General features: G+C 65.0%; 10 protein-coding genes and 1 pseudogene. 5 read left to right on the forward strand and 6 right to left on the reverse strand.

What is annotated here, in order from left to right:
- Positions 1-471: 471 nt before the first annotated feature.
- Genes ACLMAL_RS32060 through ACLMAL_RS32070 form a run of 3 tightly spaced genes read left to right on the forward strand, consistent with a single transcriptional unit; the run spans position 472 to position 3,583 of the window.
- Positions 472-1,794 carry an ABC transporter substrate-binding protein gene (locus ACLMAL_RS32060; RefSeq protein ID WP_412002489.1) on the forward strand — a complete coding sequence of 441 codons (1,323 nt, stop codon included), beginning with the start codon at positions 472-474 and terminating at the stop codon, positions 1,792-1,794.
- Positions 1,791-2,735 (forward strand): carbohydrate ABC transporter permease, encoded by a 945-nt coding sequence (locus ACLMAL_RS32065; RefSeq protein ID WP_412002490.1) that lies wholly within the window; start codon positions 1,791-1,793, stop codon positions 2,733-2,735. The genes ACLMAL_RS32060 and ACLMAL_RS32065 overlap by 4 nt, the downstream gene beginning before the upstream one ends.
- The gene (locus ACLMAL_RS32070) at positions 2,735-3,583 is read left to right on the forward strand and encodes a carbohydrate ABC transporter permease (RefSeq protein ID WP_412002491.1); all 849 of its coding nucleotides are present in this window, start codon (positions 2,735-2,737) and stop codon (positions 3,581-3,583) included. Before ACLMAL_RS32065 ends, ACLMAL_RS32070 begins: the two co-directional genes overlap by 1 nt.
- Positions 3,584-4,100: 517 nt before the next feature.
- On the opposite strand, the pseudogene ACLMAL_RS32075 reads toward ACLMAL_RS32070, so the two are convergent.
- The 4 genes and pseudogenes from ACLMAL_RS32075 to ACLMAL_RS32090 form a co-directional block, all read right to left on the reverse strand.
- A pseudogene (locus tag ACLMAL_RS32075) lies at positions 4,101-4,606 on the reverse strand (transposase); the annotation flags it as partial.
- Positions 4,607-4,782: 176 nt separating this feature from the next.
- Complete coding sequence (locus tag ACLMAL_RS32080; protein WP_412002492.1) at positions 4,783-5,790, reverse strand: hypothetical protein; 1,008 nt, start codon at positions 5,788-5,790, stop codon at positions 4,783-4,785.
- 55 nt (positions 5,791-5,845) lie between these two features.
- Positions 5,846-6,691: an alpha/beta fold hydrolase gene (locus ACLMAL_RS32085; RefSeq protein WP_412002493.1), complete on the reverse strand. Its 846-nt coding sequence runs from the start codon at positions 6,689-6,691 to the stop codon at positions 5,846-5,848.
- 5 nt (positions 6,692-6,696) lie between these two features.
- Positions 6,697-7,281, reverse strand: a complete 585-nt coding sequence (locus ACLMAL_RS32090) for a TetR/AcrR family transcriptional regulator (protein WP_412002494.1) — start codon at positions 7,279-7,281, stop codon at positions 6,697-6,699.
- Between the two features lie 152 nt (positions 7,282-7,433).
- On the opposite strand from ACLMAL_RS32090, the gene ACLMAL_RS32095 reads away from it, so the two are divergent.
- A complete protein-coding gene (locus tag ACLMAL_RS32095) occupies positions 7,434-8,264 on the forward strand; it encodes an alpha/beta fold hydrolase (RefSeq protein ID WP_412002495.1) in 831 nt (276 codons plus the stop codon).
- 133 nt (positions 8,265-8,397) lie between these two features.
- Here the strand turns inward: ACLMAL_RS32095 and ACLMAL_RS32100 are convergent, their stop codons facing one another.
- Both ACLMAL_RS32100 and ACLMAL_RS32105 read right to left on the reverse strand, forming a co-directional pair.
- Entirely contained in the window at positions 8,398-9,630 is a 1,233-nt protein-coding gene (locus tag ACLMAL_RS32100; RefSeq protein WP_412002496.1) for a cytochrome P450 family protein, read from the reverse strand.
- Positions 9,631-9,640: 10 nt separating this feature from the next.
- Complete coding sequence (locus ACLMAL_RS32105; RefSeq protein ID WP_412002497.1) at positions 9,641-10,918, reverse strand: cytochrome P450; 1,278 nt, start codon at positions 10,916-10,918, stop codon at positions 9,641-9,643.
- A gap of 539 nt (positions 10,919-11,457) precedes the next feature.
- On the opposite strand from ACLMAL_RS32105, the gene ACLMAL_RS32110 reads away from it, so the two are divergent.
- On the forward strand, positions 11,458-12,195 hold the full coding sequence (locus ACLMAL_RS32110; protein ID WP_412002498.1) for an SDR family NAD(P)-dependent oxidoreductase: 738 nt from the start codon (positions 11,458-11,460) through the stop codon (positions 12,193-12,195).
- Positions 12,196-12,207: the final 12 nt, after the last annotated feature.

Consider the following 12,207-nt stretch of genomic DNA (forward strand, 5'->3'; position numbering starts at 1 on the left):
TGTCGGCGACCGGCACGAGGCCGATGCCGGCGGCCTGTCACCGCACTCAAGGCGCGCGGGCGCCGGTTCGGCGCGCTCGACCTGGCTATCGGCCAGATCTAGGACCGCATGGTCCAAGACTCCGGTGCGTGAAATCCTTAGTGAAGTTTGGATCTTCGCCACCAACGATGGCTCGCCGCCGGTCGACAGGATGATGACCGCCACTGACTGGGGGCAACAAACATCGTGACTACGGAGGGTTGTGCCCTGGAGGGTGGGTGATCCCGAACAGATGCCACCGCCCGGTGTCGTCACGAACGAGCGTGTGGTCGTTGACGTACCGCGCATGCGGCCCTCCGGCCGGGCTGACCGGAGGTGGCTCGGCAGCGCTGACATGCATTGAGATATGCCGCGATATAGCGGTACGTTAAACAGCGGGACGCGAAGTGGGTAGCTATATATGACCGGTTGTCACGGACATCCAGGAGCCACATGTTCGACAAGTCGTTCGGGCGGCGAGGTTTTCTTCGTGGTGCCGGCGCGTTGGGTGTCGCGACATGGGCGCTGCCAGCGGCGGCGTGTGGTGACGACGACGATGATGCGCTGACGTTCTTCTTCCAGGCCAATCCGGAAGAGGTGAAGGGCCGGATGAAGATCATCGACGAATTTCAGCGTCGGCGTCCCGAGATCAGCGTGCGTACGGTGTTGTCCGGGCCCGATCCGATGCAGCAGATGTCGACGTTCTGCGCGGGCGGCAAGTGCCCGGATGTGCTGATGGCGTGGGAGTTGACCTATGCCGGGCTGGCGGACCGGGGGGTGCTGCTCGATCTGAACACCATGCTCGCTTCCGATCCGGCGTTCGCCGCAGAGCTGAAGACCGACAGCGTCGGCGCACTGTACGAAACGTTCCAGTTCGAGGGCGGACAGTATGCGTTCCCAGAGCAGTGGTCGGGGAACTTCCTGTTCTACAACAAGAAGCTGTTCGCCGACGCCGGGCTGAAGCCGCCGCCGGCGCGGTGGGATCAGCCGTGGAACTTCGACGAGTTCCTCGCCGCCGCGCGGGCTCTGACCAAACGGGACCGATCCGGGAAGGTCACCCAATGGGGTTTCGTCGATACCTGGGTGCCGTACTACTCGGCAGGGTTGTTCGGGATGAACAACGGCACGCCGTGGTCGACCCCGCGGATGAATCCCGCGCACATCAATTTCGACGACGACGCCTTCCTCGACGGTGTCCAGTTCTACGCGGACCTGTCCAACAAGCACAAGGTGGCGCCGACGCCGGTCGACAAACAATCCATGTCCACAATGGACATGTTCGCGCTGGGCAAGGCCGCCATGGCAATGGGGGGACACTGGCGCTACGGCACGTTCACCCACGCCGACGGTTTGGATCTCGACGTCACGGTGCTGCCCGCCGGTCCGAAAGGCCGAGGCGCCCATTCGAATATCGGAACGACCGGACTGGCCATCGCGGCGAGCAGTCCCCGAAAACAACAGGCGTGGGAGTTCGTGAAGTTCGTGACCGGGCCGGTCGGCCAAGCCCTCATCGGTGAATCCGGCCTTTTCGTGCCGGTACTGAGGTCCGCGGTGAACTCGCCGGGATTCGCGAAAGCCCATGCCAGAGTAGGCAACCTCGCGGTGCTCACGGACGGTCCGGCCCAGTCGGGCTACCTCCCGGTCACCCCGGTATGGGAGGAAATCGACGCACTGATGGACCGCAGCTTCGGGCCTGTGCTGCGCGGAACGAAGCCCGCGACCTCATTGAAGACCGGCCTGTCCCGCGACGTCGATGAGGTGCTGCGCAAACCATGACTCTGCTCGCGAAACTTATCACCACGGACCCCACTCCGGCGGAATCGGCGGAGCGCCGAGCGCGGGCTCGACGCCGCCGGCGGTGGGGGCTGGCGTTCATCGCACCGAACCTGGCGGCGATCGCGGTGTTCATGGTTTTCCCGCTCGGGTTCTCGCTGTATATGAGTGTGCAGAAATGGGACCTTTTCACGCCGCCGCAGTTCGTCGGGCTGACCAACTTCCGTACCCTGCTGACCGCGGACCCGCTGTTCTTCATCGCGTTGCGCAACACGGTGATCTTCACCCTCGGAACACTCGTGCCGACAGTCGTGATCGGTCTGGTCGTGGCGGCGATGCTGAATCGGAAGATCAAAGGTATCGGCATCTTCCGGACGATTCTATTTCTGCCCCTGGCTGTTTCATCGGTCGTCATGGCCGTGGTGTGGCAGTTCGTGTTCAACACAGATGGCGGGCTGCTCAACATCATGCTCGGCTGGATCGGGTTGGGTCCGGTTCCCTGGCTGGTCGACCCGACGTGGGCGATGGTCTCGCTGTGTCTGGTCAGCGTGTGGAAGAGCGTGCCGTTCGCCATCGTCGTCCTGCTGGCCGCGATGCAAGATGTGCCGGAATCGCTGTACGAGGCCGCCAGAATCGACGGCGCCGGAGAGATACGGCGGTTCTTCTCCATCACGGTGCCGCTGATCCGCGGCGTGCTGTCGTTCGTGGTGGTCATCTCGGTCATCAACGCCTTCCAGGCATTCGACCAGGTTTACGTGCTCACCGGCGGCCACGGCGGACCGGAGACCGGAACCTACGTTTTCGGAATCATGCTGTTCCAGCACGCCTTTGCGTTCCTGGACTTCGGCTATGCCTCTGCACTGGCCTGGGTGATGTTCGCGATCCTGCTCGTGCTCACGGTGCTGCAGTTGCGATTGTCGCGCAAGTACTCTCTGGAGGATTGATGGCTGGGTCGACCGAACGAAGGATCAAGCTCAGCGTCGTCCGCGGCGTCGCGCTCTATACCGCATTGATCGCGGCGGCTTGGTGTGCGTTGTTTCCGATCCTGTGGGCGTTGTCGGGCTCGGTGAAAAAGGAAGCCGAGGTCGGTGAGCCCGTTCTGCTTCCCGCGCATCCGCAATGGTCCAACTACGCGGACGTGTTCACGCTGATGCCGTTCTGGCGGATGTTGCTCAACACCGTGGTGTACGCCGGCGCCGTCACCGTCGGTCAGGTGTTCTTCTGTTCGCTGGCCGGATATGCGTTCGCCCGACTGCAGTTCACCGGCCGCGACACCCTGTTCGTCCTGTACCTCGCCACGCTGATGGTCCCGCTCACGGTCACCGTCATCCCGCAGTTCATCCTCATGAGAGCCTTCGGCTGGATGGATACGGCGTGGGCGATGATCGTTCCGGGCCTGTTCGGCAGCGCCTTCGGCACCTACCTCATGCGGCAGTTCTTCCGCACGCTGCCCAAGGATCTCGAGGAGGCTGCCGTCCTCGACGGGTGCTCGCCCTGGCAGATCTACTGGCGGATCCTGCTACCCAACGCAAAACCCGCCGCCATGGTGCTCGCCGTACTCACCTGGGTCAACGTCTGGAACGACTTCCTGTGGCCCCTGGTGATGGTGCAACGCAAAAGCATCGGCACCCTCACCCTCGGCCTGGTATGGATGCAGGGCCAATACGTATCCAAATGGCCCGTGCTCATGGCCGCGGCGATGCTCATCCTGCTACCGCTGGTCATCGTCTACGCGATCGCCCAACGAGCCTTTCTCCGCGGCATCGCCACCACCGGACTCGGCGGACGATAAACCGCGCCAACCCTTCCAAAAATCTCCGGATCACCTTGCCCACAAGGTATTTCAAAGGAACAGGATATGTCCAACCACGTGCGTGCTCGACTCGCACTCTCCGTCGCCGCGCCCGCTCTCGCCATGGCAAGCCTTCTCGTCGGCGGTCCTCCCGATTCGACGGCTACCGACGTCCAAGGACCATTCACCTGTCACGAAGGATTCTGCCGGGACTCCACCGGCTCGGGCGACGCGTTCTGGCCGTGGAGAATGCTCCTCCCCACCGGCAGCGCCGGATCCTCGTAACCACCGCACCCGCCTGCTTTCTGGCCGCGGACCGAAGTTCGGGCCCTAGTTCGGCCGTGCACATCGAGAAGTTACCGCGAGTGATAGTCGCGGGGGCGCGTGCGTGTGCAGCGCCCCGCGGCAGACTGACGACGTTGTTGGCTGCGGCTCTGCCGTCCGCGGAGATGTTGTGCGCTCTCAGGTCAGGGCATGATCGTCAGCACGGCCCGATCATGCCTGTCGCGCGCGACTGCATCTCCGCGACCACCTTGTCGGTGCTGCGCGAGGCTGTCTCCTTCGACACCGATGCCGCATAGATCCCGGCGAAATGCGCCGAAATCTCGCCCGTGGTCAGTCCTTTCGCATACAGCGACAACACGATCTCATCGACCCCGGTCAACCGGCGCTGCCGCTTGCGGACGATCTGCGGCTCGAAACTGCCGTCGCGGTCGCGGGGCACCTCGATCGGCACCGGCCCGGTCGTCTCGGTCAGCACCGTCTTCGCCCTGGTCCCGCTGCGCACGTTGCCCGAGTCCCGGTCCTCAGGAGCCTGTTCGGCTCGAAACCCAAGTGCTCGGTCATCTCCTCGTTCAACGCGGTCTCGAGGACCGTCTTGGTGAACTGTTCGAGCAGCCCATCCGGCCCGGTCAGGGACAAGCCCTGTTCTTTGGCCATCTGGACCAGCGGCGCCGCTGCCAGCTCCGCCGCCGAGGCCTCCGGCCTCTTCTTCCTCGCCACGGCATCGAGTGTCGTCATCACGGCACCTTCCCGCTGAACCTTGTTCAGCGAATCAGGCCGGAAACACCCTTAGATCCACAGTCCCAGCCGGACTTGTGACCGCCCGGGTCAGCGTCGAGCAGGAACAGGGTGTTGCGGCGGACAACCTGGAGGGGTTGGTCGCGGCTGTTGCGAGTGAACGCGAAAGATAGTTCCTATCAGGGTAGCGAGTGCTCGTCGATCAACGTTTGGTACAGCGTGAATGCGGGTTTGGGGCGGTAGTCGTCGGTGGTGATACCCAGCTGGTTGGTGGGTTCGGGGGCTGCGGAGTCGGCGTCGCGTAGGCCGAACAATTCGTAGTGGGTGATGTTGTGAACAGGCGCGGCGTCGATGATTGTTTCGAGCATCTGCTCGAGGCTGTCGGCTTGGTGGCGGGGGGAGCGGTCCGGTCCGGTGGGGCTGCCATTTTCGGCAATGTGCAGTGGTGCGAAATCCAGATGTGCTGTGGGGAGGCTGGTTTCGCGGAGGTGGCGGATGGCGTGTTCGGTGAGTTCGATGAGGTTGCCTGGTGTCCCCGCGGGGGCGACGGGGGAGAAGGCGTCGGGGTAGAGGGCGAGGCCGACGTAATCGACGTGGTCGGCGAAGTCCGCGGCGGGGATCTTGGACAGGTGCTGCCAGAAGTCGGTGTCGCCGCCGAGCCATTCGGGCGGTTCGGCCACCGAGAATCCGAGTTCGACGTGGGTGTGGCCGAGGCGGTTCAGTGCGCGGCGGGCGTGGGCCATACCGTGGGTGAGTGCGTCGAGAACCGCGGGTGAGCTGCCGTCGATCCAGGGGATGGGGAAATTGGGTTCGAGGGTGATCTGCAGGAATCGAGTGATCGCGCCGTAGCGGTGGATGGCGCGATCGATGAAGGCCAGCCAGCCCGGGATGTCGGCGGTGGTCGGCAGATAGCTGAGGACCAGATCGAGTTGGCGGCGCTGGTCCACGTACCACTCGTCGGGCAGGGTGAGACCGCGCAGCTCACGTTCCGGATCCACCACCGCGACGCGTTCCGGCTCCGGTTCGGCGCCAAGATAATGCAGGTACTCGCGGACGACGAACGGTTTGCCGGACTGCAGCGCGGCGACGAGCGTGTCGATCGCCGCGACATCGTCGGGGGCTCCGGTGCTGGTGCCTACCTGGCTTGCGGCGTAGATGCCGAAGGTTAAACCTTTGTTGGCGCGCATACCGTCAACCCTAGGCCGAGACCGGCCCACCGCTGTTGCAGTGGGCCCGGCCGGTTCAGCTCGTGGCGCTGCGGGCACCCAGCAGCAGGTCGAGCAAAAGCTGTGTGAACGCCTCCGGTTCGTCGGTGAATCCGCTGTGACCGCCCGGGAATATCGTCAGCGGCAGACCGAGGTTTTCGGCGAGGGCAGCGGCCGGGCGGTGCGGCAGCTTCCCGCGGGTCAGCTCACCCGCACCGAGGACGAGGCGGTCGGAAACGGTCGCGAGCGCGGCCTCGTCGGGCAGATACGAGGTGATCGGTCGCAGTTCGTGCGCCATCATTACTGGTCCGTTGGCCAAGAGCCGGCGAATCAACCCGGCCGGGCGGGGCGGAAGGTCGTCAGGGTTGGGGAAGCCCTTCATGGTGACGCCGACCCCTGCCGCGAACCGAGCGCCTGCCGCGGCGGGGCCCTTGGTGTGCAGCAGCCGGCAGACCTCCTCGATGAACGCGCGATGTGCGGCCGCGTCGGGCAGTATTCCGAATATCGGGGGTTCGTGGGCGATGACGAGTCGAAGGCGTTCGGGGTGCTTCGCGAGCAGATCGAGGGCGACGACCGCACCACCGCTGCCGCCGAAGACGTAGGCGTCTTCGCCTGCGGGAGTGAGATGTTCGAGGAGGCGGTAGGCGTCGTCACTCATCACTTCGGCGGTCAGATCCCCGCGTTCCGGATCGTCGAGAGTGCTGTGTGAATAGCCGCGCGGGTCGATGGCGACGACGGTGAAATGCTCGGCGAGCGGCTCGGCGAGCTGGTCGAAGATGGCGGCGTCGCCGCCGCTGCCCGGCAGCATCAGCAGCAGCGGGCCGCTGCCGCGGATCTCGTAGAAGAGGGTCGCACCGGGGACCTTGAATGTCTCGCTTCGCATTACTTCTACTCCTTGTTGTCGGTCGACGGCCACTGTTCGAGTGCGATGTGCAGTGCGTCGATGATGCGGTCCCAGGAGGCCTCGGTCGGGCGCGAGTGCCCGAAGCCGCCGGTGGCTTCCAAGTTCGTGTAGCCGTGAAAGGTACTGCGCAGCAGGCGAACCGCGTCGGTGAGGTCGGGTTCGTCGAGGCCGTAGGCGCGCAGCATCCGGTAGGTCAGGTCGATGGCCCGGCGCAGGCCCGGCGAGGCGGTCGCCGCGGCGGGGTCTACCGGCATCTGGGTCGCCGCGTAGCGACCAGGGTGGGCGAGTGCATACCGACGCCAGGTGTTGGCGTAGGCGGCGAGCGCGTCGCGGCCCGCGAGACCGGCGACCGCCGCGGCGATCAGGGTCGTCTTCTCCTCGGCGGCCAGGAGGGACACCCGCTGGCGCAGATCCTTGATGTTCTTGATGTGCGAGTACAGGCTCGCGTCTTTGACGTCGAAAGTCCGTGCCAGTGCCGAGACGGTGATGTTGTCGAAACCGACCTCGTCTGCCAGATCGGCCGCCGCATGGACGATCTTGTCGGCCGTGAGACCGGCGCGTGGGGACATGCACACCTACCTTCCTAGGACTCCTAGGTTAAAACCTAATATCTCTAGGTGCAAGTAGCATTGTCCAGGGGATATCCGACCGACCGATGAGTTTTCGGCGTGGCCACAGTCAACACTCATGGACCTGCAGGACTACTCCACCAGGAGAATCAATGACCTCGACTTCGACCGCCCCCGCGACTACCGGCACTCTCGACGTACCCGGCGCCCGCCTGCATTACGAGCTGCGTGGTACCGGACCACTGGTTGTTCTGGTCGGTGCGCCCATGGACGCGGCGGCCTTCGCGCCGCTGGCGGATTTGCTCGCCACCGATCACACCGTCCTCACCACCGACCCGCGCGGCCACCAGGGCAGCCTGCTCGACGACCCGACACAGGACTCGACCCCCGAGTTGCGCGCCGACGACCTCGCCCGCCTGATCGCCTCCGTCGGCGCGGGCCCGGCCGTGGTGTTCGGCTCCAGCGGCGGCGCCGTCACCGCCCTGGCGCTGGCCCAAGCCCAGCCCGATCTGGTCACTACGGTCGTTGCGCACGAGCCGCCGTTGCTCGCACTGCTCGACGACCGCGCGGAGCAGCGGGCGAAAACCGAAGAGATCATTGCCACCCATCAGGGCGGCGATACCTTGGGCGCCTGGCGGAAGTTCATGGCGCAGGCCAACATTCGGATGCCGGAGCCGGTGCTCGAACAGATCTTCGGTGGGGAGCGCGAGCCCGGGCAGCAGGCAAGCGAGAGTTATTGGTTCGCGCACGAGCTCCGCGCAACCACCTCGTGGGAACCCGATTCGGCGGCGTTGCGTGCGACGGCCGCACGCATCGTGATCGGTCTCGGCGCGGATTCCGCCGGACAGTTGTGTGAGCGCACCTCGCAGGAGTTGGGGGAGATGCTCGGGGTCGAGCCCGTGCTCTTTCCGGGCGGCCATACCGGTTTCGTGGAGGACCCGGCGGCCTTCGCCCCGCGGTTGCGTGAAGTGTTGTGGGCGTGATGAGCAGGCGGACATAGAAATTGGTATCGCCCGGGCCGGCTGTGGCCGGATTCGGTGGCCACCGAGGACACCCGACCCGGGCGGCCACCTATGTCATTCCGCGAATGAACTCCGCCAAGTACTGGCCGCTGTGTTACTCCGCTGAATCCAGGTAGACCGGCAGCTGTGCATGTCCGTTGGAGACGAAGCTGCCTACCGGCGCCAGATCTTTCGGGTCCACAGCGAAACGCAGGTCGGGGAAACGGTTGAACAGCGCAGGCAGCGCGATCGCGGCCTCCATGCGGGCGAGGGGAGCGCCGATGCAATGGTGAGCGCCGTGGCCGAAGGCTACGTGCTGGTCCTTGGTCGCGCGGTGCACGTCGAACTCGTCGGCAGTCGCGCCGTGCACCTTCGGGTCGCGGCTCGCGCCTGCATATGAGGCGAGGATCGCCTCGCCCTTGGGGATGCGGATGCCGTCGATGTCGATGTCGTCGACGGCATAACGCAGTGGCAGATGAGCGACGGGCGCTTCATAGCGCAGCGTCTCCTCCACCAGATCCGACCAGGGCACCCGGCCCTCGACCACATCAGCGCGCTGCCCGGGATGCGTCAGCAGTGCGAAGATCGCCTGATCGAGCAGGTTGACCGTGGTCTCGTGTCCGGCGTTGATGACCAGCATCAGCGTGTCGACGAGTTCCTTCTCGGTCAGCTGTGTGCCGTCGTCCTCGTCGCGGGTGGCGATCAACACGCTGGTGATGTCTTCGCCGGGCCTCTGGCGCCGGTAGGCCACCAGTTCGCTGATGAGCTGGTACATCTCGAGGTAGTTGGCCTGCGCCTGCTCGGGTGTGAAGGAGGTGTCGAAGAACCCGTCGACGCACCTGTGAATGCTGGCGCCGAGATGGTCGGGCACACCCATCAGCTCGCTGATGACCTGGATCGGCACCGGATAGGCGAATCGTGCACGCAGGTCGACGGACTCACCACGCGGTGTCGCCGCGAGCTGTGCCACCAGATTCTCGGTGATCTCCTCGATCCGCGGCCGCAGTGCCGCAGTCCGACGATGCGTGAACGCCGGCGCGACCAACTTGCGCAGCCGCCGATGCTCGCTGCCGTATGCAGTGAACATATTTTCCACCGCCACCCACGGCTGCAACGGCCACGCCTCGGTGATCTCGCCGTTCATGTACGCCGCCCAGTGCTGCCGCGGGTCCTTCGATACCCGCGGGTCGGCCAGCAGGCTACGGAGCACCACAGCGTCGGTCACCGACCACGCAGGCACTCCGCCGGGCAACTCCACCAGCGCCACCGGCCCGCGCGCGCGGATCCGGGCGGACTCGCCTTGGATGTCGAGACCGGCTGTGTCCAGGACTATCGGTTCATGCTCCATCAGACGCTCCTTACACCAGGTTCAACGGAGGGGACTTGGGGAACACGACCGGCAGTGCGGCCATCGCCCGGTGGAAAGGACCCGGCCGCCAGACCAATTCGTCCTGCGGCACGGCCAGTTGCATCTCAGGAAGGGCGTCGAGCAGCTGATCGATAGCGTCCTGCACGACCATGTAGGCCACCGACTTTGCCGGACACGCATGCGGCCCAGCACTCCACGCCAGATGCGAGCGATTGCCGGTGCGGTCGCCACCGCGGATCTCGGGGTCGTTGTTGCAGCCGGCAAGGCTGATGAGGACCGGCTGATGTGCTGGCAGCCAGGTGTTTTCGATGAGGATCGGCTGCTTCGGGTAACTCATGCAGAAGTTCGCCATCGGTGGGTCGTTGAAGAGCACCTCATCGAGCGCGTCGCGAGTCGATAGGCTCCCGCCGAGGACCTCGCCGCCGAACCGGTCGTCGGTGAGCATCAGCAGCAGGGTATTGGTGATCAGATTCTGCTGCGGCTCGATACCGGCGCCGTAGAAGCTGATCAGCTGGGAGAGCATTTCGGTGTCGTCGAGTTCGGCGGGGTGGTGCGCGAGCCGCGAGGTGACATCGTCCCCGGGCTCGGCGCGGCGCTGATGGATCAGCTCCATCAGCGCCTCGCTGAGCGTCTGCATGCCCCAAGCGGCGTTGACCGTGTCGAAGAGTGCGGCCATTCCGGTCGCAACCCGCTGTCCGAGCTCCGTCGAGCAGCCGACCAACTGGTTGAGCAGCTCGAAGACCAGCGGCAACGCATACTGCGACACCAGATCGGCCGAACCGGCCTCGCAAAAAGTATTGATCAGTGGAACGGCGACCTTTTCGACCGTGGAATGTAGAGCGTGTAGGTCGATTCCGTCGATGCTCGCGGTGTAGGCCTGGCGATAGCGCGCGTGCGCGGCTCCGCTGTTGCGTAGCGCGTTCGGATACCACTCCATCATCGGCTTGATGGGGGAGTCGTCGGGCACGTGCTGCTGCCAGGTCCGCGGGTCGGCCGGAAAATGCTCCGGGTCGTTGAGGATTCGCAGTGCGGTGTTGTAGCCGATCACCAAGGTGGCCGGCACATCCGGGGCCAGCTCCATCGGCACCATCGAACCGTACTGCCTGCGCATCTCGCGGTAGGCACGGTGCGGGTCGGCGGCGAATTCCGGAGTGTGCAGCGAGACACGGGGACCATCGGTACGGATCGGTGAGCCGTGCGCGACGGGGCAGGTTCCGTTCGTGGTTGCGTTGGGCGCGGCCGACAACGGCGAGTGCGGCTTGGTCATAGGCGTGACTCCAGACGATGGATCAAAAACTCGACGAAATCGGTGAATGCGGGCATTCGCCTCGGTCACGTGCGTCGAGAGAGGTCAGGGGTTCGCCGGGGTTTCGACGGCATGCTGCGCGCTTCGATCATCGACTTACAGCCTCCCGCCACATCGCTTCGTTCAGTCCTTCCTCGCAGTTGCCGACCATCGTGACCCCGGCAAAGAGATCAGTGCCGAGGACCGGAGTTCTGGCGAGGCCAACCACAGTCTCACCATCGTCGTCTCACAGTCCCTGCAGGACAGATGATTTCGATAATCACCGACCGAACAAAGCAAGCCCTTCCAGTCGTCCGAAACTCGACGACTGGCCCACATTAGCAGTAAGACCGTCAGGTTTGTCTCGACGCCGCAACAGTGCGGGCCATCGATCCGGGCGCGCACGGCCCGGCAAATATGCTGGGCTGCTACCGATCACATGCGGTTTTGCCGTGGTCGCCGGGGCGTGGCGACGCACACGACGAGTCGTGATGGCAGGCTGGGGGCATGGTGATGGACGAATGAGTCGTGGTGTGTTGGTGACGGGTGCGTCGCGGGGGATCGGACGGGCCATCGCGCACGCGTTCGCCGAAAACGGCGACCGGGTGGCGGTGCACTACGCGACCGGCAAGGACGATGCCGAGGAGACGTTGCGAGGGCTGCCGGGAACGGGACATGTGCTTGTGGGCGGGGACGTCGGGTCACCAGAGGAGGTCGAGGCGATCGTCGCCGCGGCCGTCACGGGGCTGGGCACCGTGCATGTTCTGGTCAACAATGCGGCGGTGAACATCCCGCATCCGCTGGCGGAGACCGGCTATGCGGACTGGCAGCAGGCATGGCGCACGACCATGGATGTCAACGTGTTCGGCACCGCCAACGTCTCCTACTGCGTGGCCCGACACATGATCGACCGCGGTGTCGCGGGCCGCATCGTGAATATCGGCTCCCGGGGCGCGTTCCGCGGCGAACCCGACTACCCCGCATACGGCGCGAGCAAGGCGGGCGTGCACGCTCTCGGTCAATCGCTGGCGGTCTATCTCGCTCCCTACGGCATCGCGGTCGCCTCGGTCGCGCCCGGTTTCGTGGCTACCGAACGTGTCGTGCACCGCGTCACCGACGAAGTCCGAGCTCAGAGCCCTTTCGGCCGAGTCGCCGAGCCGGAGGAAATCGCCTCGGCGGTGCGGTATCTCGCCTCGGCGGAAGCGACCTGGACCTCGGGCGCGGTGTTGAATGTCAACGGAGCTTCATACCTGCACTGACCTTCCCGGTTT

This window comes from Nocardia sp. CWNU-33, assembly GCF_046764895.1.
In the GTDB taxonomy this organism is placed as follows: domain Bacteria; phylum Actinomycetota; class Actinomycetes; order Mycobacteriales; family Mycobacteriaceae; genus Nocardia.

Excerpts from the sequence above, each read along its gene's own strand:
- ACLMAL_RS32060 (WP_412002489.1), top strand. The coding sequence starts at position 472 with ATGTTCGACAAGTCGTTCGGGCGGCGAGGTTTTCTTCGTGGTGCCGGC.
- ACLMAL_RS32065 (WP_412002490.1), top strand. The coding sequence starts at position 1,791 with ATGACTCTGCTCGCGAAACTTATCACCACGGACCCCACTCCGGCGGAA.
- ACLMAL_RS32070 (WP_412002491.1), top strand. The coding sequence starts at position 2,735 with ATGGCTGGGTCGACCGAACGAAGGATCAAGCTCAGCGTCGTCCGCGGC.
- ACLMAL_RS32080 (WP_412002492.1), bottom strand. The coding sequence starts at position 5,790 with ATGCGCGCCAACAAAGGTTTAACCTTCGGCATCTACGCCGCAAGCCAG.
- ACLMAL_RS32085 (WP_412002493.1), bottom strand. The coding sequence starts at position 6,691 with ATGCGAAGCGAGACATTCAAGGTCCCCGGTGCGACCCTCTTCTACGAG.
- ACLMAL_RS32090 (WP_412002494.1), bottom strand. The coding sequence starts at position 7,281 with ATGTCCCCACGCGCCGGTCTCACGGCCGACAAGATCGTCCATGCGGCG.
- ACLMAL_RS32095 (WP_412002495.1), top strand. The coding sequence starts at position 7,434 with ATGACCTCGACTTCGACCGCCCCCGCGACTACCGGCACTCTCGACGTA.
- ACLMAL_RS32100 (WP_412002496.1), bottom strand. The coding sequence starts at position 9,630 with ATGGAGCATGAACCGATAGTCCTGGACACAGCCGGTCTCGACATCCAA.
- ACLMAL_RS32105 (WP_412002497.1), bottom strand. The coding sequence starts at position 10,918 with ATGACCAAGCCGCACTCGCCGTTGTCGGCCGCGCCCAACGCAACCACG.
- ACLMAL_RS32110 (WP_412002498.1), top strand. The coding sequence starts at position 11,458 with ATGAGTCGTGGTGTGTTGGTGACGGGTGCGTCGCGGGGGATCGGACGG.